At 52.7% G+C, this 20,728-nt stretch carries 22 protein-coding genes; 2 read left to right on the plus strand and 20 right to left on the minus strand.

The features are described 5' to 3' along the window. Positions 1–2 precede the first annotated feature (2 nt). The 18 genes from xseB to SBI19_RS05065 form a co-directional block, all read right to left on the minus strand. The gene (gene xseB, locus SBI19_RS04980; RefSeq protein WP_317965560.1) at positions 3–251 is read right to left on the minus strand and encodes an exodeoxyribonuclease VII small subunit; all 249 of its coding nucleotides are present in this window, start codon (positions 249–251) and stop codon (positions 3–5) included. Further along, positions 238–1,605: an exodeoxyribonuclease VII large subunit gene (xseA, locus tag SBI19_RS04985; protein ID WP_317965562.1), complete on the minus strand. Its 1,368-nt coding sequence runs from the start codon at positions 1,603–1,605 to the stop codon at positions 238–240. Before xseA ends, xseB begins: the two co-directional genes overlap by 14 nt. A 5-nt stretch (positions 1,606–1,610) precedes the next feature. Then, positions 1,611–2,471 carry a bifunctional methylenetetrahydrofolate dehydrogenase/methenyltetrahydrofolate cyclohydrolase FolD gene (gene folD / locus SBI19_RS04990; protein ID WP_317965564.1) on the minus strand — a complete coding sequence of 287 codons (861 nt, stop codon included), beginning with the start codon at positions 2,469–2,471 and terminating at the stop codon, positions 1,611–1,613. Positions 2,472–2,502: 31 nt separating this feature from the next. Then, complete coding sequence (gene nusB, locus SBI19_RS04995) at positions 2,503–2,964, minus strand: transcription antitermination factor NusB (RefSeq protein WP_317965566.1); 462 nt, start codon at positions 2,962–2,964, stop codon at positions 2,503–2,505. A 401-nt stretch (positions 2,965–3,365) separates the two neighbouring features. Continuing rightward, positions 3,366–3,605 carry a DUF2273 domain-containing protein gene (locus SBI19_RS05000; protein WP_317965568.1) on the minus strand — a complete coding sequence of 80 codons (240 nt, stop codon included), beginning with the start codon at positions 3,603–3,605 and terminating at the stop codon, positions 3,366–3,368. A gap of 16 nt (positions 3,606–3,621) precedes the next feature. After that, the gene (gene amaP, locus SBI19_RS05005) at positions 3,622–4,182 is read right to left on the minus strand and encodes an alkaline shock response membrane anchor protein AmaP (RefSeq protein WP_317965570.1); all 561 of its coding nucleotides are present in this window, start codon (positions 4,180–4,182) and stop codon (positions 3,622–3,624) included. Positions 4,183–4,392: 210 nt separating this feature from the next. Further along, positions 4,393–4,800: an Asp23/Gls24 family envelope stress response protein gene (locus SBI19_RS05010; protein WP_191203006.1), complete on the minus strand. Its 408-nt coding sequence runs from the start codon at positions 4,798–4,800 to the stop codon at positions 4,393–4,395. A 132-nt stretch (positions 4,801–4,932) separates the two neighbouring features. Continuing rightward, positions 4,933–6,306: an acetyl-CoA carboxylase biotin carboxylase subunit gene (gene accC, locus SBI19_RS05015; protein ID WP_317965573.1), complete on the minus strand. Its 1,374-nt coding sequence runs from the start codon at positions 6,304–6,306 to the stop codon at positions 4,933–4,935. A 60-nt stretch (positions 6,307–6,366) separates the two neighbouring features. Next, positions 6,367–6,852 carry an acetyl-CoA carboxylase biotin carboxyl carrier protein gene (gene accB, locus SBI19_RS05020; RefSeq protein ID WP_317965575.1) on the minus strand — a complete coding sequence of 162 codons (486 nt, stop codon included), beginning with the start codon at positions 6,850–6,852 and terminating at the stop codon, positions 6,367–6,369. A 398-nt stretch (positions 6,853–7,250) separates the two neighbouring features. After that, the gene (locus tag SBI19_RS05025; protein WP_317965577.1) at positions 7,251–7,925 is read right to left on the minus strand and encodes a SpoIIIAH-like family protein; all 675 of its coding nucleotides are present in this window, start codon (positions 7,923–7,925) and stop codon (positions 7,251–7,253) included. Between the two features lie 38 nt (positions 7,926–7,963). Next, positions 7,964–8,593: a stage III sporulation protein AG gene (gene spoIIIAG, locus SBI19_RS05030; protein ID WP_317965579.1), complete on the minus strand. Its 630-nt coding sequence runs from the start codon at positions 8,591–8,593 to the stop codon at positions 7,964–7,966. Positions 8,594–8,742: 149 nt separating this feature from the next. Continuing rightward, positions 8,743–9,441, minus strand: a complete 699-nt coding sequence (gene spoIIIAF / locus SBI19_RS05035; protein WP_317965581.1) for a stage III sporulation protein AF — start codon at positions 9,439–9,441, stop codon at positions 8,743–8,745. A gap of 77 nt (positions 9,442–9,518) precedes the next feature. Beyond that, on the minus strand, positions 9,519–10,799 hold the full coding sequence (gene spoIIIAE / locus SBI19_RS05040; protein WP_317965583.1) for a stage III sporulation protein AE: 1,281 nt from the start codon (positions 10,797–10,799) through the stop codon (positions 9,519–9,521). Between the two features lie 3 nt (positions 10,800–10,802). Beyond that, positions 10,803–11,198 carry a stage III sporulation protein AD gene (gene spoIIIAD / locus SBI19_RS05045; protein ID WP_317965585.1) on the minus strand — a complete coding sequence of 132 codons (396 nt, stop codon included), beginning with the start codon at positions 11,196–11,198 and terminating at the stop codon, positions 10,803–10,805. Positions 11,199–11,258: 60 nt separating this feature from the next. Then, positions 11,259–11,462, minus strand: coding sequence for a stage III sporulation protein AC (gene spoIIIAC, locus SBI19_RS05050; protein WP_317965587.1), 204 nt, complete (start codon positions 11,460–11,462; stop codon positions 11,259–11,261). A 15-nt stretch (positions 11,463–11,477) separates the two neighbouring features. Further along, on the minus strand, positions 11,478–11,999 hold the full coding sequence (gene spoIIIAB, locus SBI19_RS05055; RefSeq protein WP_317965589.1) for a stage III sporulation protein SpoIIIAB: 522 nt from the start codon (positions 11,997–11,999) through the stop codon (positions 11,478–11,480). Beyond that, entirely contained in the window at positions 11,989–13,053 is a 1,065-nt protein-coding gene (gene spoIIIAA / locus SBI19_RS05060) for a stage III sporulation protein AA (RefSeq protein WP_317965591.1), read from the minus strand. The genes spoIIIAB and spoIIIAA overlap by 11 nt, the downstream gene beginning before the upstream one ends. A 163-nt stretch (positions 13,054–13,216) precedes the next feature. Further along, entirely contained in the window at positions 13,217–13,483 is a 267-nt protein-coding gene (locus SBI19_RS05065) for a YqhV family protein (protein ID WP_317965593.1), read from the minus strand. Between the two features lie 146 nt (positions 13,484–13,629). On the opposite strand from SBI19_RS05065, the gene SBI19_RS05070 reads away from it, so the two are divergent. Further along, a complete protein-coding gene (locus SBI19_RS05070; RefSeq protein WP_317965596.1) occupies positions 13,630–14,340 on the plus strand; it encodes a 2-phosphosulfolactate phosphatase in 711 nt (236 codons plus the stop codon). Between the two features lie 96 nt (positions 14,341–14,436). Here the strand turns inward: SBI19_RS05070 and SBI19_RS05075 are convergent, their stop codons facing one another. Next, positions 14,437–16,269 carry a glycoside hydrolase family 13 protein gene (locus SBI19_RS05075; RefSeq protein WP_317965598.1) on the minus strand — a complete coding sequence of 611 codons (1,833 nt, stop codon included), beginning with the start codon at positions 16,267–16,269 and terminating at the stop codon, positions 14,437–14,439. 150 nt (positions 16,270–16,419) lie between these two features. Between SBI19_RS05075 and SBI19_RS05080 the strand changes: the two genes are divergently transcribed. Beyond that, the gene (locus SBI19_RS05080; protein ID WP_317965600.1) at positions 16,420–17,457 is read left to right on the plus strand and encodes a LacI family DNA-binding transcriptional regulator; all 1,038 of its coding nucleotides are present in this window, start codon (positions 16,420–16,422) and stop codon (positions 17,455–17,457) included. Positions 17,458–17,546: 89 nt separating this feature from the next. Here SBI19_RS05080 and SBI19_RS05085 read toward each other — a convergent pair whose 3' ends face one another. Next, complete coding sequence (locus SBI19_RS05085) at positions 17,547–20,723, minus strand: alpha-amylase family glycosyl hydrolase (protein WP_317965602.1); 3,177 nt, start codon at positions 20,721–20,723, stop codon at positions 17,547–17,549. Positions 20,724–20,728 lie beyond the last annotated feature (5 nt).

Consider the following 20,728-nt stretch of genomic DNA (forward strand, 5'->3'; position numbering starts at 1 on the left):
GCTTATTCCCCTCTATCCTCGTTTGGATGAACAAACGGCTTTCGCTGCACACCTTGTTCCGTTTCTACGAGAAGCTCAATCTTGCGTTCGACCAGCTCCAGCTTGCTGCCGCACAGCTGCGACAGCCGCATCCCTTCTTGGAACAGCTCGATCGCCGTCTCCAGTGGAACATCGCCATTCTCCAGCTTCATTACGATTGTCTCCAGCTTCTCCATTGCTTCCTCGAACGACAGCTGATCATTCGCTTCCATCGTTCTGATCACCTCGCATTGACCAAATATGGCAGTCTAATAGTCCGTCCGTAAGTTTCACTCGTATAACATCGCCCAGTTGTACTTCTTCTACCGAACGAATTAGCTTCTTCTGGCTCTCGTCATAGACAAGACTATAACCGCGCGCCATAACTTTCAGAGGGCTCAGCGCATCCAGCTGACGGATCGAAGCTGATAATGCCAACTTGCTTTCTTTCAACCGTACAGCTAATGCGGCCTCCAAACGTCTGCGCATCACGATTCGTTTCTCCGACGCGATCTGTACCGCGTTTCCTGGATGCTGAGATGCAAGCACTGTACGCAATCGTTCCAGCCGTTCGCGGCCGCGTTCAGCCTTGCGAACAGTCAGATGAGTCAATCGCTCCTGCAGTCGATCCAACCGCTGCGCCTGATCAAGCAAATACCGTCTTGGATGTACGAAAAATGGCGATCGTCTCACACGCTCCAGCTGATCTCTCGACACTTTCACATACTGCCTGCCGGCCTGCACGAGCCGTTGATTGAGCCGCTCAATCTGACGGTGAAGCTCGCCGATGTGCGGAACCGCCAACTCTGCAGCTGCCGTCGGCGTTGCTGCGCGAAGGTCGGCAACGAAATCAGCTATTGTAAAGTCTGTCTCATGACCAACAGCCGATATAACAGGAATGGAGGATGCCGCGATTGCTCTTGCTACTGCTTCTTCATTAAATGCCCACAGCTCTTCCAGCGACCCGCCGCCACGCCCAACAATTAATACGTCGGTTTCGGCGATTCGGTTCATAAATTCAATCGCCCGAACAATGGATGGTCCTGCACCTGTCCCTTGGACGAGCACAGGGCAGACGATAATCGGAATAGACGGATGGCGCCGCTGCAGCGTAATGATTACGTCGCGCACAGCCGCGCCAGTCGGAGATGTAATAACACCAATCGCCCGCGGGAGCGACGGGATCGGCCGTTTGCGCGATGCGTCAAACAAACCCTCGTTCTCCAGCTTTCGCTTCAGCTGTTCATAGGCCAGATATAGGCTGCCAATTCCGTCCGGCTGCATCGCCGTCGCGTAGAATTGGTAGTTCCCGTCACGCTCATATACCGATATGTTTCCTTGCGCAATGACTTTGGCGCCTTCCTTCGGAATGAACGGAAGGCTGCGATTGTGCGAGGCGAACATAATGCACTTGATTCGGCTGTCGCTGTCCTTCAGTGTGAAGTACATATGACCGCTCGAATGATGGGTGAAGTTCGAAATTTCGCCACGAAGCCACACATCACCGAGCAGATTGTCCGCTTCCAGCTTCATCTTGATGTATCGATTCAGTTCCTTGATCGAGTAGATGCGAGGCTCTTTCGCCATTCACATCACACTCCGATTCCGTGTGCTTTCTTAGCTGCCTTCAGCGTATTGCTCATGAGCATCGTAATCGTCATCGGACCAACGCCGCCTGGTACAGGCGTAATTGCACCCGAAACTTCAAGGCAATCCTCATAGTCAACGTCGCCAGCGAGCTTGCCATCTGGCAGACGGTTGATACCAACGTCAATGACAACCGCACCTGGCTTCACATAGGAACGATCAATTGCTTTCGCACGACCGATCGCTGCAACGAGAATGTCAGCTTGCGAAGCAATTTCTTTCAAGTTCGCCGTACGCGAGTGGCAGATGGTAACCGTTGCATTCTCACGAAGAAGCAGCATCGCTACTGGTTTGCCTACGATGTTACTGCGGCCAATGACAACCGCATGTTTGCCTGCAATGTCCGTACCCGCACGTTTGATAAGCTCAATTACACCTGCAGGTGTACAAGGGAGCAAGCTGTCGTCGCCAATAACCAAGTTGCCGACGCTCTCTGGGTGGAAGCCGTCAACGTCTTTATCGACGCTGATCGCATCGATTACGGCCTTCTCATTAATGTGTTTAGGCAGCGGAAGCTGCACGAGAATACCGTTGATCGAAGATTGTTCATTCAGCTTGTGAATAAGCGCAAGCAGATCCTCTTCGCTCGTATCCGCGCTTAGGCGGTGAACTTCAGAATAGAATCCGAGTTGGATGCACGCCTTCTCTTTGCTGCCGACATACACTTTGGATGCTGGATCTTCACCTACGAGTACAACTGCGAGGCCCGGTACAACGCCTTGTTGGCGAAGCTTGTCCGTTTCTGCTTTAACCTCTTCGCGAATCATATCCGAAATTGCTTTACCATTAATGATTTGTGCCGTCATGACTAACCGTCCTCCACCTTGTTTGATCGATTTATTGTTGTTCTTGATCTTGTTTGGAACTGTTAATGGCGCCAATCAGCTTGCCGAGTACGCCGTTAACGAACTTGCCTGACTCATCGGTGCCAAAATGCTTCGCAAGCTCAATCGCTTCGTTAATTGCAGCCTTCGGCGGCACATCGTCGCGAAACACCATCTCGTAGCAAGCCAGACGCAGCACTTGGCGGTCAACGCGCGAAAGTCGGTCCACCTGCCAGCCGGTCAGATGCTGCTGCAGCATTTCGTCAATCGCTTTCTTGCGCTCAACGACACCCATTACAAGCTCGCGTGTATACTCGTTTACTTTGGCCGCTTCCGCTGGCTGTGCACCGAGCTCGTTGTCATGCTCACGCGCTTCCTCCATCACCATATCAACGGCTTCATTCGTTGTTACTTCATTCATTTCCATCTGGTACAAGCTCTGTACCGCAATTTCCCGAGCCAATCTTCGTTTCATGGGGCCTCCTCAAACTTCCGTCGTAAATCGGTCCATCGCCCGTTTACCTCTAACGTTAACTATCATACGCATATATGAACATGAGAAAACCTCTGTCGAGGTCATTCGATTGAATCGAACACGACCGCGTACAGAGGCAAATGTATGAAAAAGCCTCTAAACAAGCCAATACGAGAAGAACGACCGCCTAGAGGTTGGTTTATCGCCCATAAGATTTCACCCTTTCGATAAATCGAAAGCGAATCCATTCTTATGCGGAGAGCAAACCCGGTAGCTTATAAAAAATCAAGCTGGAGTCAAAGAGCATGTCGCCATCGCGACTTCAAACCTATGATCTCCTCCCTGCTCCGAACAGCGGCTTCGAAAGCGCCTGCTTCCGGAGTACGGAGGAGACCACAGAATTACCGAAATGGACGCTGACGACTGAGCAAGCGATCTACCCAATCAACCACCTTGCTCCATGGGAGCAGCGGACCTTCGTCCTTGTCAATCCGTTTGCCGATAACATATCCGACAGTAATCAGAAAAGCAAATACGAGCATGTCCCAAAAACCGACGATCAAATAAACGACGCCCAATAGTAATCCGGCGGCCGCTCCGGCAATTCTGCCTGGATACTCGTTCAGCCATTGCTTCCACATCGGGCTATCCCCACCTCTATTCTACGCGGCTTTTGAATGCAGGAGCTTGTACCACATTCGCAACATATACCGATACGCCTGCAACCGGGATCCCTGTAATTTCTTCAACATGGCCTTTGACCGATCGTTGAATTTCTTCCGTAAGGGCTGGAATCGAAGAGTCGCCGTCTACCACTGTACGAATGACGATATCGAGACCCGCTTCCGAAATTCGGATGCGTGCACGCAAATCTTTCAATCCGCGATGCTTCGATGCCGCTTTCAATGCCAGATTCTCAACCGTCTCCATCGAAATCCGGATGTCGCCGAATTCATTGCGTTGATCGATAGATTGCGAGGTGCCGCCGCTGCGCTTCACCGAAATGTAGAACAAACGCAGACTAATCAAGAACAAGACGACGCCAACAACCGCTCCGACTACCTGAATCCATTGCACATCATCATAGAATTGCGATACTGCGTCAGCAGCCGTCTGCTCTGGAATCCACTGCAGGCTGATGCAGAACAAGGCGATCGAAGCCGCACCAATGACAATGCTGTAAACGAACAGCAATAGCTTGTCTATCACTCTGACCAACGTATAGCCTCCTCTGGCATAACGGAATGAAAACCCCCTTGCGAAGAGCAGTCGCCCAACCACGAGGGGGTTTTTACAAATCCAGAGCGTATAAATTTCACTTTATACAACTGCTAGGATTTCTCCGGAGTGTAACGCACTGCGCCGTCTATAGGCGCCAGCCGTTCACTTTGGTTCTTGCCAAACCGCGCAGCCGCGCGATTCGAGCAACTATTTCACCCGCTGGTATGCGTCTTCTTCATCCGTTTTCTCTACAGTCTTGAAATGCACGTCATGAATATGAACGTTCACCTCAACGACATGCAGCCCAGTCATCGACTCGATCGAGCGCTTGACGCTGCGCTGAATATCTGACGCGACATCGGGTATGCGGTTGCCGAATTCGACAATGATCGATACGTCCACAGCTGCTTCGCGCTGGCCGACCTCGACCTTCACACCTTTGGACAAGTTCTTCCGTCCTAGCAATTCTGCGATTCCGCCAACGAAGCCGCCGCTCATGCCGGCAACGCCTTGCACTTCCACAGTCGCCAATCCGGCGATGACCTCGATTACTTCAGGCGCGATTTGAATACTACCAATATCCGTCCGTTCGTAATCTGCAGCAATCGTACTCATGATCATCTGCACCTCCCTTAAATTCGAGCGCATCTACGAGCCTCGTAAGCTGGAGGCTTATCCGCTTCTAATCTCTATACTATAACATCAGGCCAGATTTATGACAAACCTAGCACTGAATACTGCCAAGCTTTATACTTCTTCTGGTCCTGCCTCCGGATTGTTCACATCATACTCTTCCAAGAATTTGATATCGAACGTTCCTTTGACGAATTTCGGATGATTGAGCAGCTTCATATGGAACGGAATCGTCGTCTTGATGCCCTCGATCTCAAACTCGACCAATGCGCGCTTCATACGAGCAATCGCTTCGTCACGCGTTGCGCCCCATACGATCAGCTTCGCGATCATCGAATCATAGTGAGGCGAGATCGTGTAGCCAGGGTATGCTGCAGAGTCAACACGAACGCCTAGACCGCCTGGCGGCAAGTAGAATTGAATTTGTCCAGGGGACGGCATGAAGTTGCGCTCCGAGTCCTCCGCATTAATACGGCATTCAATTGCCCAGCCGTTCGGCTTAATGTCCTCTTGACGGAACGAGAGCGGATTGCCTTCTGCAACAGAGATCATCTCTGCGATCAGGTCAATATTCGTAATCAATTCCGTAACCGGATGCTCTACCTGAATGCGCGTATTCATCTCCATGAAGTAGAACTTGCCATCAGGACCGAGCAGGAACTCGAGTGTGCCTGCGCCGGAATATTCGACGGCGAGCGCAGCACGAACGGCTGCTTGACCCATCTGCTCACGCAATGTTGGCGACAGCACTGGGCACGGCGCTTCTTCTACGAGCTTCTGACGGCGGCGTTGCACGGAGCAGTCGCGTTCGAACAGATGCACGGCGTTGCCATGCTTGTCGGCCATAATTTGAATTTCAACGTGCTTCATGCCCGTCAAATATTTCTCCAAATATACGCCCGCATTGCCGAATGCCTTCTGCGCTTCCTGCTGTGCCGTCGTAATCTGGCTAATCAGCGAGTCTTCGTCTTCAGCGATCCGGATGCCTTTGCCGCCTCCGCCTGCCGTTGCTTTGATGATGACTGGGTACCCGATTTCGCGAGCAACGCGAATCGCTTCGTCCATATCTTCGACAAGACCGTCAGAGCCAGGAATAACAGGTACGTTCGCATCCTTCATCGTTTGCTTCGCAACCGCCTTATCGCCCATCTTGGAGATGGCGTTAGGGGAAGGTCCGATGAACGTAACGTTGCAAGATTCGCAGATTTCCGCAAAATCAGCGTTCTCCGCAAGGAAGCCGTAACCTGGATGAATCGCGTCGCAGCCTGTCAACGTTGCGACGCTCATAATGTTAGTTAAGTTCAAGTAGCTGTCCTTCGACAGCGTTGGTCCAATACAATACGCTTCGTCAGCAAGCCGAACGTGCAAGGAATCACGGTCAGCCTCGGAATATACCGCTACCGTCGAGATCCCTTTCTCACGGCATGCGCGAATGATGCGAACAGCAATCTCACCGCGGTTAGCGATCAAAATTTTATCGAATTTCAATTGGAAACCCCTTTCAGAAGAAGACTGGACAGCAAGTCGTCAGCCGACGACTCGATTCCCTTATTCCGGTTTGACGAGGAAGAGCGGTTGGCCGAACTCGACCAATTGACCGTTCTCGACAAGCACTTCCACGATTTCGCCGCGCACTTCTGCTTCGATCTCGTTCATCAGCTTCATCGCTTCCAAAATACAAACAACCGACTTGTCCGATACGCGCGAGCCCTTCTGTACATATGGGCCAGCTTCCGGTGAAGGCGCCGAGTAGAACGTGCCTACCATCGGCGATACGATCTTGTGCAGGTTGTCTTGTGCAGCCGGAGCTGGCGTTGCGGCAGGCGCAACTGGTGCCGGCACGGCGCTGATCGCAGCAACTGGAGCCGCTTGAACGGCTTGTACAACTGGCGCAGCGGCTTGAACCGTTACAACCTCTGTCTTGCCAGGCTTGCGGATCAACAGACGAGTACCTTCGTTCTCAATCTCTACCTCTTGAACCGTCGACTGGTCGATCAGCTTGATTAGTTCTTTTATTTCGTTCAGTTTAAACATTCGTAAGTTTCACTCCTTCATTATGTGAGAAAACCTTTTATCGATGCCGCTCGAGGTCGAGCGACCTACATCGAGGCCATTCGAGATGAGTGACCTACAGCTTTGTGAAGCAAAGCAGCTTCGTAAGCATAGGGTAGGTTTTATCGCCAATTCGGAACAAAGCATGTCAGCTTCGATCCGCGGTAATGATACCTCACATGGTAGAATGGCAATTGTTACCCATAACGAATGTATTATAACATAAACAATAAGGAACAAACATAGTTTTTCTGCCAGCGCTTCTTGACAACCGCATCTAATGGAATGATATGGAAAAGAAAAAGAAGCTCCGCGCGCGGATTGATCCGCTAACGGAGCTTCTCTTCATGAGGACACTGATGTATTAATTCATGCCTTCATTAAGGCACGTATTGTACAACGACTTGGGATGGCGAAACTTCCAGCGTCTTCGTCACCAGATCAATGATATCCGCTGCTTGACCGCGTTCCAGCTTCTCGCTTTGCACCACGACTTTATAGAGGCTGTCTTGGTCATCTACGGCAGCGATCGGATACAGCTTGCTGAGCTCCTCTTCCAGTGCGGTGATGCGATCCATCTTATCTTGCAGCTCCCCAAGCTGCGTCATTGCTTCGCCTGCCTCCTTAGTGCTTGCGCCTGTCGTATTCGCAATGACCGCCATCAATTTGTCGGACTCCTTCTGGAATTGTTCATTCCGCTCGTATTGGAGCGAATCGAACACGCTGTTCGTCGATGCCGTTGCACCCTGCGTTTCCAGCTGATCGAGCGTCTTCTGATCCGCCTCGCTGATGCCATCCGCGTCTGCCGTCGCTTGATCGTCCGTCGTCGTTTGCGAGGAACCATTCACTTCGTTGACGACGATTGCATCGTCCTTGCTGCCTGTCGAAGCTTCGGTAGCCCCTTGCACGCCTGTCGTCTGTTCCGTCGTCGTTCCGTTGTTCGCGACCTTGTTCGCGTTCGGATCCAGGTCTTCCGTGAACAGATAGTAAGCCGATAAAATGACCATCAAGCTGAGCATCGATACGAGCCAAATCGTTTGTCTTTTCGTGTTCATAGATGAACACCCTCCCATTCATTCTTTTGATATGTGAATTATTGCTGCTTCCTTGGAACAATCGAGATCCGGTTTATCGGGACGTTGATGCCCTTCTCCACCGCATCGAGGATAAGCCTCTTCACCGTCGGATTCTCGGCCCCTTTGGCTACGATGAGAATACCGCTGATGCGCGGCTTAATTTTCTTCGTAATGATCGGTTTCTGGTCGCCTGACTGCTCATACAGCACGATCGTTCCGTTGTCCGTTACACTCGTCATATGACGTCTGCCGCCATTCTTATCTGTCTCTTCCGTTGTTTGCTGCGACTTCTGTTCATTGACGCTGAAGACCGTTTCTTCGGTCGATTCCACACTGACTAGCACGTCGACTGTGCCAACCCCTACGATTTTCTCCAAAATATCTTTCAGCCGGTTTTCAAGCGGCTGCTCGATCGATGCGAATGGCGAGTCGCTGCTGGAGGCGGACATGGCCGGCACATCGCTTAAAGGCGGCTCGGAAGAGTTCGTTGTCGGAGCGACCCGGTCGAACGACATATAGGCGTTAATGATCATGATCGCTACTCCTATGGCGCCGATCAGCAGCAGCCACCGCATCGCTCGTATCCGCGTCGGACCGCCGGCTCCTCCGCCGATAGCCTTCTCTAAGCCGTCGAGCCATTTTGCCACCTAGACCACTCCTTACATCAGGACCTTTGAACGGAGTTCAAAGTCACACCGCTTGACATCAGGACTTTGAACGGAGTTCAAAGTCACTCCGCTTTACATCAGGACCTTGAACAGAGATCCTAGTCACTCCGCTCAGCGTTCTGCACTTCCTACTTCGTTCTAATTTGTATCTGCTTCGGTGCTATGCCCCATCCTTGGCGAAGAGCCTGTTCAATCACGGTGCGCTGCTCGGCTGTTACAGCTTCCGGTTCCTCGTCCTTCGCCTCGGTGTCGCTGCCGCTGCTTGCTGTAGAGGTCACTTCGTCGACGGTCACGCTGACCGCGATATCAACCGGCTGAATCGCATTGGTGCTTGGTTCTTCAGGCTGCGCTTGCTCCCCCGAAGCCTGATCCTCAGAAGCTGCCGCTATCGTGACGAGCACTGAAGCAATCGACTTGCCGTCTTCGCTCAGCTTCACACTTGCGACAGTTCCCTGTGATCCAAGTCTGCTGTCGATCTCCTGCTCCATTGCATTCGCCAATTCCCGCTCCGCAAGCGATGCCGCCTGCCGCTGCCGCTCCATGCTCAGCCGCTGCGCTTCCTTCGAGATCTGCTCGAGCGTTGGCATCTGGACCGTGCTGCTTGCCCCAGCCCGCTCCCAAGCGTTCATGCTGTTCTCGACGCGGTCGTTGAAGTTGCCTGAGAACAATCGAATCAGCGGTGATAATATCGTCAGGAGCACGATCAGACCGACGACAAGCCGTGCATAGCGCTGCATCGCTTTGTTCGGGAGCAGCAAGTCGACAATTGCAGCTAGCAGGATGACGGTTATAATGCTTCGAAGCCATCCGCTCAGCCAGTCCAACATGATTTCTCACCCCGCAGCATCGTTATAGAGGCAGTTCAAAAGGATCGATCTTTTTGAACACCCACTTATAGCGCCCGTCATCGCATCATCATCGCGGCATTGCCAGCGGTTAGAATGACGGTCACGGCCAGGAAGAACATCAGTGCGACGGCTGCCAATGCGGCGAACACGTAGATCATCGTCTTGCCGATCGTGTGCAGGCATGCAGCAATCGGGCTGTCGCCGAGCGGCTGCATGACGGCGGCTGTCACGTTGTAGATGAGCGCAAGCGTCAATATTTTGAGCGCTGGGAAGGCACATAAGAAGAGCAGTATGACCACGCCTGCGATACCAACCGCGTTCTTCACTAGCAGCGATGCGGAGATGACCGTATCGGATGCATCCGAGAACATTTTGCCAACGACAGGAACGAAATTGCCAGCTACGAACTTCGCTGTTCGAAGGGTTACCCCGTCGGTTATCGCGCCTGTTGCGCCTTGAATCGAGATGACGCCGAGAAACAGACTGACCAGTACGCCGAGTGTGCCGATTCCGATGTTGCGCAGCAGATTCGCAAGCTGAGTTACCTTGAACTTGTCGGTCAGCGCGCTTGCGATATGGAGCACCGCCGAGAAGAACAGCAGCGGGAACACGATCGTGTAGATGAGCGTTCCTACCGTATGAATCATGAAGATGATAATCGGGTGCAGAATCGTCACCGTCGAGATGTTGCCGACGGAAGCAAGCAGGGTAAGCAACAGCGGCACCATCGCCATCATGAACTGAATCATGCTGCCGATTGCATCCTTCGCATACCCGATCGCTACGTTGAAGCTGTTAGCTGCGATGATGATTAGCACCATATACGAGATCGAATAGGCGACTTTGCTCACGGCGTTTCGTTCGAAGGCGTTCTGCAGCGTCTCGAGAATGGAGCTGAACACGGACAGCAATACGATGGTGACAAGCAGCTTGCCGTTGTACAGCACCTCATGCAGCAGAAACTTCAGCAGCCCGCTGACGACCGTCGTCAGCTTCAACCCTTCGCCGCCAGGCATGATCATCTCCATCAAGCTCGGCAGCTCCTGATCAGGGAAGTAAGCACCGTAATTGGTCGTTAAGTTCGTCCAATACTTCTCGATCGGGTCCATGTCGAGCGCTCCAGCCTGCTCCTTCGCGAGCTCGTCGGACAATCCATTATCAACCGAAGTCGGTATGGAAGCGTTCGATGCTCCAGGAGGCGGAACGCCTGTCTGCGCTTCGTTCGTGCCTGCCATATCGTCAGGAAGAACAGCTGCGTGAATGATAGGTCCTGTCGACAAGGTCAGAACAATGAGTACAAACAGCGTACGGAACAATCGCATCGCAGTATGCTTCATCTCTCACCCTCCCGGCGGCATTAATCCGAGCACCGTCTCTACAATGACGTTAATGATCGGAACAGCCATGACGAGGATGAGCACTTTGCCGGCGAACTCGATTTTGGAAGCGACGCCTTCCTGTCCGGCATCCCGTACGATCTGTGCGCCGAATTCGGCGATGTAGGCGATACCGATAATTTTCAATATCGTCTTCAAGTAGATCGAAGGAATGCCTGTCTGATCTGCAAGCTGCTCGAGCATCGAGATGACCGCATCGATCCGGCCGATAATGTATAAGAAGATGAACAAGCCCGTGAAGGCTGCCAGCAGAAAAGCAAAAATCGGCTTTTGCTCGCGAACGACGAGAATGAGCACAGTGGCGATGAGTCCAAGACCGACAATTTGTATGATTTCCATTACGATATACTCACCTCGTTGTCCGAGCGCTTACCGAATGCCTTCACTCGTATGCTGCTTTCATTGAAAGAGGAAGATCGTCTTAATTTCTTGGAACAATTCATTCAACAGCCGAACGACCATGAACAAGACGACAACAAAGCCGATTACAGTTACCCAATGCGCCACTTCTTCCTTGCCCATCTGCTTCAATAACGTATGAATCATTGCAATGATGATGCCGATGCCGGCGATCTGGAAAATGGCGCTTACGTCGATATCCATGTGTGCGGCACCCCACTAAACCATCAGTATGATGACGAGCGCGGCAAGCAGGAGGCCAAGGCTTCTGCTCATCTTCTCGTACTTGGCTTGGTCATCCCTTGCTGCATCCTCTTCTGCTTTCAGCTGCACGGCCGCCAGACGCAAATGCTTCAGCTGATCATCCTTGTCGCTCTTGCCGAGAATCGAGCCGAGCCTAAGCGTGACAGTCTGCTCGGGCAGCCGCATCGATGTGGTCGGCCATGTACGGCGCATAGCATGATCCCAGCATTCCTGAAACGATCGACCGTCACCGGCTGCCAGCTCGTCTGCCGCGGCTTGGAACAAACGGCCGACTGGCTGCCCCGCATTCGCTGCTGTATGCAGGAGCGCGTCCGGCAGCGGCGTTTGGCCGAATACAATCTCTGTCTCAAGCCGCTGCAGTGCGCCGGCAAGCTGTCGAATTTGCTTCGGACGATCGGCGAACCGCGCTGCTTGCAAGAAGCCGATCAGCGTACCGGCAAACAGGATGAGCGAGGCACCGATTAGCTTAAGGAGCATGCCGATCACCTGCTCTAGCGTTTGCCGTCGGTTCTCGAGGGGATGCGGTAGAATGGCCGGCTGCCCGCGCTGCCGAGCCCGTCACGCTCGCGGCTGCAGTTGCTGCAGCCGGCAGTTCGACGACCTTGACCGACAACCCGGTTACCGTTCTTCGCAGCACAACGCCGCGGGCGAACGAACCTTCCTGCAGCAGCCGCTTGAGCGCTGGACGGGACGCTGCTTCCTCCCATTCTCCTGCATGGGCAGTTGCAACGACGGACACCCCTGCTCTCACAGCTTCTCGGATCGCCTCCACGTCCTCATCCCTTCCGATCTCATCGACGATGAGCACCTCCGGCGACATGGATCGGATCATCATCATCATCCCTTCCGCCTTCGGGCAAGCGTCCATCACGTCTGTACGCGGTCCAACATCAAACGTTGGAACCCCTCGTACGCAAGCGGCAATCTCTGACCGTTCATCGACAATGCCTACTTTACGGCCGGACCAACCAAGCGCCTGGGGCGACTGCCATCGTCCATAACTGATTGCTCTTGCTAGATCGCGGATATAGGTTGTCTTGCCTTGTCTCGGCGCACCGACAATGAGCGTAGACGCGATCGTACGATTGGCGCGATCAAGCAGCTGCGGAAGGGTCTGACCTGCTACTCCCATGACGTCCCGCGCGATCCTAACGTTAAATCCGCCAATATCCCGAATTCCTCTTACTCGACCCTCTTCCAGTACAGTTCTGCCAGCTAGTCCAATCCGATGACCGCCCTCGACCGTGATATAGCCTCGACGCAGCTCTTCCTCCATGGCATAAACCGAGTGGTTCGTCATTCGCTCCAGAAGCTTGCGGCATACCTCGAACGATGGCTTGTACGCACCTTCCGGGTTGTCGCTCAATGATCCGCTGCTTGATACGAATGTAGAAACACCAAGCGTCCACACTTCGAGCGGCCGATTGTCTCGAATGCGTATTTCCTCCAGTCCTTCCTGCGCCTTAGCGGGCATTCGGGCGAGAACGGCAGTCAGCTCAGACGGCAGCAAATGCGCAACACGTTCCAGCATACGGCTACACCTCTTACGAATGTTTGTCCTTATCTCTGATGTTTCAAGTGTATGTACTAGCCCGAATAATAGAACGCGAATATCGCGTCCTACATACGTTTTTATCTATTAAATGCGTGTTTCGAAAGTTTGGTTTTCAGCAGGACATGACGTTCGTAGAGTGCTATTTTTTGAGAATCCCTATCATCAAACAGCATATGCCCGCTGAAATCCACAGCATTTTGCTGTATGAAATTTTATCTGCAAGCCCAACGAGACCTATCGCTGTCGTCGAGATCAGAATAAGCGGTCCTACGAAAGCCAGCGACGAGTTAATCAGCAGCGCTTTGTTCACCTCGTTGAACCGCAGCATGAGCAATGCTGCGCACAGCTCAAGCGACCCCGAGATGATGCGAAGCGTCGCCATGCTTAACACGATTTTATCCATCATCCTCTCCTCCTCCCTATTGATGCGTGTTCAGGTTTAAACCTCTATTGGTACAGCCTATGCGCGCCTGTCCGAATTTAGGCCGGGGCACCAGCCTAGGGCATGCTGCATATATTACCTCCATGACCTTGGAAAGGCGGATTCACGGCATGCAAGTAGGGGTTATCGCAAGCGTCAATGAAGCGCGGACGGATCAATTCTCACATCGGACAGCGATCGTCATCGATGTCCTTCGTGCAACGAGTACGATGGTCGCCGCGATGAAAGCAGGCGCAACGAGCATCGTACCCGCTGAGACCGTCATGGAGGCGCGCGCTCTCTTCAGGCCTGGCGACGTGCTTGGCGGCGAGCGTTTCAATCGCAAAATAACAGGCTTCGAGTTAGGCAATTCTCCACTCGAATATCGCAAAGAGACAGTCGATGGCAAGCGTCTCGTCCTGACGACAACGAACGGAACGCGAGCCATTATGAAAGCAATGCGGGCAGAGAATATATTGACTGGCGCCATCGTCAACGCAAGCGCCTGCGCGAGAGCGGCAATGGAGCTGCGCCGGGATATCGTCCTGTTGTGCGCAGGAAATAACGACGAGTTTGCAATCGAGGATGGATTGTGTGCGGGGCTGCTGTTGGATCGGCTGGAGAACCAGTGCCAGCAATCCGTCGAGACCGATGATTTCGGTACGGCAATGCTTGCTCTGTACCGCAATCGATCAGCGAATCTGCTGGAGACCATCAGTCAAGGCGCGGCTGGACGGCGACTGATCAAGCTTGGATTCGGCCGCGATGTTGAATGGTGCTCCACGCCCGATTCCGACGATATCGTTCCACGATTGAACGGGGACGCTTTGACCAAATGTTAATCAAGCGCGAATAGCAAAGAGGCCTTCAGCATCTCACATGAACGTGGATGTCGAAGGCCTTCTTTTCATTTTATTAAGTATGGCTTGATAGCCGCTCTATTCTTGTATTTCGCTGCTAGTCTGACTGGCAATGAGTACCATGCAGCCGAAAGGAGCAGCGGTTGGCAGCTGTTCGTCTGCTCCAGACCACTGTCCATGGGATGTTAACGCATACCGTTCTTCAGTCAATCCGTTCACCATCGTACAGCCGCTCAAGCGGCCTGCCAGCGGCGATGCAGGTACGGGATAAGGATGGGTACCATTATTGATGATGACATACGCAGTCTCGCTGTCGGTCTGCCGAAGGAAGCCGAACGTGTTATTCGCTTCATCGGCGAACACGATCCGCATCGTACCGCTCGTCAAAGAGGTGTACTTCTTCCGCAGGGCGATCATGGATCGGAAGATTTCATAGGTTTCCTTATCACGCTTATCCTCTTCCCATATCATGGGGCGCCTGCAATCCGGATCGGTCCGACCTTCCATGCCAATTTCATCACCGTAATATACGACCGGCATGCCAGGTATCGTCATCTGCAAGCATACAGCAAGACGCATTCGCGCCAATGCTGTTCCTTGGGGGTTCCACCCTCTTCCTCCATTCAGACAAGCTGTTAGAAAACGTTCCGTGTCGTGACTGCCGAGAAGCTGCATCATTGCGCTGTACGCTTGATCGGTAACGCGCATTTGCAGACTGGTCAACATCTCCGTGAACGTCCCGGCCCCGATGTTCTGCCGCGCGAAGAAGTCGAGCGCCGCTTCTCGGAACAAGTAGTTCATCACACCGTCGAACTGGTCACCGCGCAGCCAAGGCGATGCATCGTGCATGAACTCGCCGACGAGCAGCTGCTCCGAATCGATGCCTTTGACCCGTTCACGCAGCAGCTGCCAGAAACGCCGATCGACTTCGTTCGCAACGTCGAGCCGCCAGCCGTCAATTCCTGTTTCCCGTATCCAATATTCCGCAACATCAAGCAAATACTGCGTGACTTCCGGTGTTGTCGTGTTCAACTTCGGCATCGTCGCAATTCCATTGCCGAACGTTTCATAATTCGGAACCGGCTCCTGTATAACAGGATATGAATCCGTATAATACCAATCGCGGTATGCTGATTCTTCCCCTTTGTCCAACAGGTCTTGGAAAGCAAATAATCGATCGCCGCTATGATTGAACACCGCATCCAGCACGACGCGTATGCCACGATCATGAGCCTGCTTCACAAGCCGTTTGAACGTATCCAGGTCACCGAACGCAGCATCGATCTTATAGTAATCGGTTGTATCATACTTATGGTTTGAAGGCGATTCGAAGATCGGATTCAAGTAAACCGCATTAACGCCAAGCTCTACGAGATAATCAAGCCGATCGATAATCCCTTGCAGATCACCGCCATAACGAGAGAGAGGCGTTGGTTTATCCGTGCTGTCCCAAGACTGAACACCTTCTGGATTGATAGACGGATCCCCATTGCAGAACCGATCGGGGAAGATTTGATAGAAAACAGCTTGCTTCGCCCAGTTAGGTACACGTGGAATCTCATCGCGGCACAGATAAGGAAACTGAAAGCTCCCGGCCAGCTCGCGCTGCTCGAACGTGCCGCGTTCCCCTACCCAATAGCTGTCGCCACTGTTCATCTGAACGAGAAACAGGTAACGCGCCTTCCGTTTCAATGCCGGCAGCACGGCCTCATAATAATCGCTGTGTCGATCGGAGCCGACTTTCTCCATGAGAATCGGAAGCTCCGTGCCCGGCGAATCGTATCGGTCCGCGTACAACGCCTGACAAGCAGACGCGCTGCCCCTTCTTACTTTCAATCGAATGTTGAGCCGATACTCGTCAAGCGGATACGCAAACGGCGGCTCGCATACATGATAGATGGAACTAGGCATATCGTTTCGAACTCCTTCGCTTTGTAGTAAAATGAAAGAATGAATCGTACATATCGCATCTTCATCGTTAGGAAACCGGTTTCCTAACCTAAGAATAACACACTCCCTCATTTTGTTCAAAATAAATCAGGAAAGGGTTCGTTATCGGTCATGAGCAAAATTACGATTAACGATATCGCGAAGGCGGCTGGCGTCGCCAAATCGACGGTATCCAAAGTATTAAATGATGCCGCCTCGATCTCGGACGAGACGAAGCGCAAAGTTCGAGACATAATGAAAGAAATGAACTACACGCCGAGCAGCATCGCTACCCAGCTCGCGCGGAAGAGCAGCTTCAACGTTGGCCTATTAATCGATCTTAGCCGCAAGGACGATTTTCTCAACCACTTCTTCTATGCCATTATCGGCGGTATCGAGAGCGTCATCGGTAAGCACCAATATGAGCTGACAATTTGTAATGCAAATATAGAACCAAGCATTGAGAACGATTCGCCCTCTTTCATGAATCGGCTCGTTCGCAACGGCAAAGTGGACGGCCTCATTATGGACAGCTCGATCTGGTCGACCGAGACGCAGCGGCTGCTCTCCGAGCTGCAGTTCCCTTATGTCCTCATTGGCGAAGCGCCAGCGGAAGTGAGCTGCAGTGCTGTTGACATAGATAACGAGAATGGCGGATACTTGCTTGCTCAACACCTCATCGAGAACGGATATAAAAGGATTGCTTTCATCGGCGGCGAAGGGAAAGGCGAGCCGTTATTCGATCGACGTGTGAATGGCTGCGCGAACGCGTTACGCAAGAATGGCCTGGCACTTGATCCACGCCTCGTACTGGCGGGTACTGCGAATGAAGCGAATGGCCGCTTATTCATGGAACAGCTGCTTGCACTCCCAGCCGAAGACCGGCCGGACGCCGTTATTTGTATGAATAACTACACAGCGTTCGGAGCCCTCGAAGCTGCACGCGCAGCGGGTCTATCGACCCCTTCGCAGCTTGGCATTGCGACGTTCGACGACTACCCGCTTGCTGCCTATACGAATCCGCCGCTCACCTGCTTGAAGATGGATACTTTCGAACTCGGCGTGCAAGCTGCCCACATGCTCATGACGCGAATCAGCGATTCAACTACCGCAGTTGAGCAGCGGCTCATTCCGGCAGCGCTAATTACCCGTGCATCTACTAAGCAATAAGCATGGTATAGCAGCACAAATAAAGCCGTTCCAGAAGTCAGCGTCTACCGACTTCTGAAACGGCTTTTCAATTACGCTAAGACGTTAACTTATAGATCTTTCCACTTCGCAACAGTAAGGTTGAGAGTCTGCTGCCCACCGGATGTTGTGAACGTGCGGTTCGCAATATCGCTGCCATTGCTGTTCACTTCTACCGTCTCCCATGTTCCTCTAGTGAACTTGAACTGCAATGCCGTGCCGGATGCAACGGAAAGCGTAATCGAGTAAGTGCCGTTCGCATTGCGCGTCAGCTTGTAATCAGCCGAGCTTGCGTTCCATGCATTGATCGTACCCGACAAGTACACATTCGCCGTTGCAGGCGTATTCGATGGTACCGTCAATACAATCGTCAGGCTATCCGCTTGCGGAACGCCGGCTGTAATGACACCATTCACGAGCGTAAATACGCCTGTGCCAAACGAGTAGTTCAACGAGTTGTTGTTGTCCCACGTGCCAGTGCCGTTATTGAACGCCGCTTTCAGTCCGTTCGCCGTACCGAGATCAATCGTTGCAACACTGTAGCCGGAATAAGAAGATGCCGTCATGGCCAGGCCAGGTGACGTCGTCCAAGTCGTCGTTCCGTTCAAGCTGTAATGGATGTACCGATTCGTGAAGTTCGCATTCTTGTAGTAGATCGTTACGGAGTTGCTGCTGACTTGCGGCGTCGTTACCGACAACGCTGTGCTGGCATCGGATTTATTGCCCGCCGCATCATACGCCTTGACCGTGTACGAATAGGTTGTATTCGCAGCCGCCGTCTGGTCCGCATAGCTGGTCGAGGCGCTTGTTCCCTTCAGCACGCCGTCGCGGTATACTTCGTAGCCTGTTACGCCTACGTTGTCCGTAGATGCCGTCCATGTGAGCGGCACCGTAGTCGCCGTAACGGTACCTGCTGCAAGTGCAGAAGGAGCCGTCGGCGCTTGCGTGTCAACAATTCCGCCGCTTGGCGCACCAGCCGTAATGGCACCTGCGTTGAATGTCCATGTGCCGACATTGAATTTGTAATTCAGCCCGCCATTGTTATCCCATGTTCCGCTGCCGTTATTGAATACGGCTTCAAGCTGCACCGCTTCACCGATATTGACCGTGTATTTGTTGTATCCCGCGACTTCAGCTGCCGGCATAGCGACGCCAGGCGCCGTCGTCCATGTGCCGCCCGCTGGACGGTAGTGAATATATGGCGTCGTGTAACCTTGCTTATAGTAGACGGTAACGCTGTTATTCGCAGCCGCCGGCGTCGTCAGCAGGAGCGCCGCGCTAAGCGTCGATTTGTTGCCTGCCGCATCGTATGCCTTAACCGTATAGGAGTAAGATGTCAGAGGCTGTACAGTCGTATCCGTATAAGAAGTCGTTGCGGATGTGCCTTTCAACACGCCGTCGCGATAGATTTCATAGCCCGTTACACCCGTGTTATCGGTGGACGCCGTCCATGTAATCATCGCGGAGGAACCCGTTACCGCGCCTGCCGTCACATTCGTTGGCGCCGTTGGAGCCGCCACATCTGGTTGTTGAATTTGCGGCGCATAGATTTTGGATGCGTTCGCACCAATCGATACTGTAATTTGTTTGCCCGTTGCGCCACCCGATTGAATCGTTACGGTGTCAGACGCGTTCAACTGGTTCGTCAGTACCGTGCCGACCGCGAGCGTGCTCTCCGTACGAAGCGGAATCGTAACCGTTTGCGTACCGGAAGCTGCGTTACTGAATACACTGATGACTTCTTGACCGAGATTCGTGCCCGAATCGATGCGGCGCGAGAAGGCGTACAGATTTTGAGCCGACCACATCTCACGTTGTTTGCCTGTGCGCAGTGCCGCATAATTCTTGCGGATCGTATTCAACTTCGCAACGAATTGATACGTGTTCGTGTTCTCGTTGAAATAGTTCTCGATTACGTTGCCGTTGCTGTCCCGCTTCACCATCGACCAGCGGTTCCATGTATCAGCAATGCCTCCGCCCATGATCTGTCCGTTGCCATTCCCTTTATTCTGCTCTGTTCCTTGGAAGACGACTGGCAGGCCGCGAACCGTGAAGATGAACGCAAGCGCATTTTGCAGCTTCTCAACGCTGCCGCCTGCTTCGGTCAAGAAGCGGTTGCGGTCATGGTTGTCAATGAACGTAACCATGTGGTTCTCTGAACCGTTGTAGCGGTAATCTTGCGCGAGAGTGCCCTTGATATTCGAATCGAACGACTGTCCATATGCGAACGAGTTGAGAATGGAGAAGAACATCGGGAAGTCCAGCATGCCCCACTCTGCGTTGCTGCCTACCCAACGGGAGACAAACTCAGCGTTGCCGTCGAAGTTTTCGCCGAACGTATTGACGCCGATGTAATTTTGCAGCTCATGCAGCACGGAAGGATGAACCAACTTCGCCGCATCGACGCGGGCGCCGTCCGCACCCGTATAGTCGAACCAACCTTTGATCGAATCGAAAACCGCTTGCTTCGCTTGCGCATTGTCGAAGTCGATATCATCGAGTCCGCCTAGGTCATGATTCTCGAGATAGTCCTGTGCCCACGTCGTATAGTTGCCGTCAGTAAGCGACCAATTGATGTCACCGTTATGATGGTACCAAGAAGGATTATTAAACGGTGCCGCCGGCTGTAAGCTTGGGATATCATAGGATGCATTCGTGCCCAACATGTAGTCGCCCACATGGTTAGGAACGACGTCGATGACGACTTTAATGCCCAAGCTGTGCGCCGTATCAACAAGCTCTTTCAGCTTCTCTTTCGTTCCGAAGTAAGGATTCGCTTTGTTCGGGTCCTTCATGTTATAGCCGTGGTAAGCTGTGTTCTTGCCTGTGCCGTTATTCTCGCGATTCGTCATTTGCGGCTCGGCTACCGGCGAAATCCATATCGCGGTATAGCCCATGTTCTTAATATAAGATAGCTTATCGATAATACCCTGCCAGTCGCCGCCTTTCATATAGCGGAAATCTTCCTCCGACGTCTCGCCATAACGGATTGCAGCGCCGGTCGCATTGTTCGAAGGGTCGCCGTCATTGAAGCGGTCAACCATAATTTGATAGATCGTATCGTTCTCGTCGAGTCCGTTACCCAGCTTCGCCGCTTCCGCTTTCAGTGCCGACAGCGTCAATAATCCTGAGTTGTCACCGGGAACTGCTACTGGTTGAATGACACCTGTCAGGAGCATGGCTGCGAATAGGAAGCAGAAGGCGATCTTTCTCGTCAGGCTGCGCTTATTCAAAATCACTCTATGCATCGTTG

It is taken from the genome of Paenibacillus sp. CCS19, assembly GCF_033239625.1.
Taxonomy (GTDB): domain Bacteria; phylum Bacillota; class Bacilli; order Paenibacillales; family Paenibacillaceae; genus Paenibacillus_T.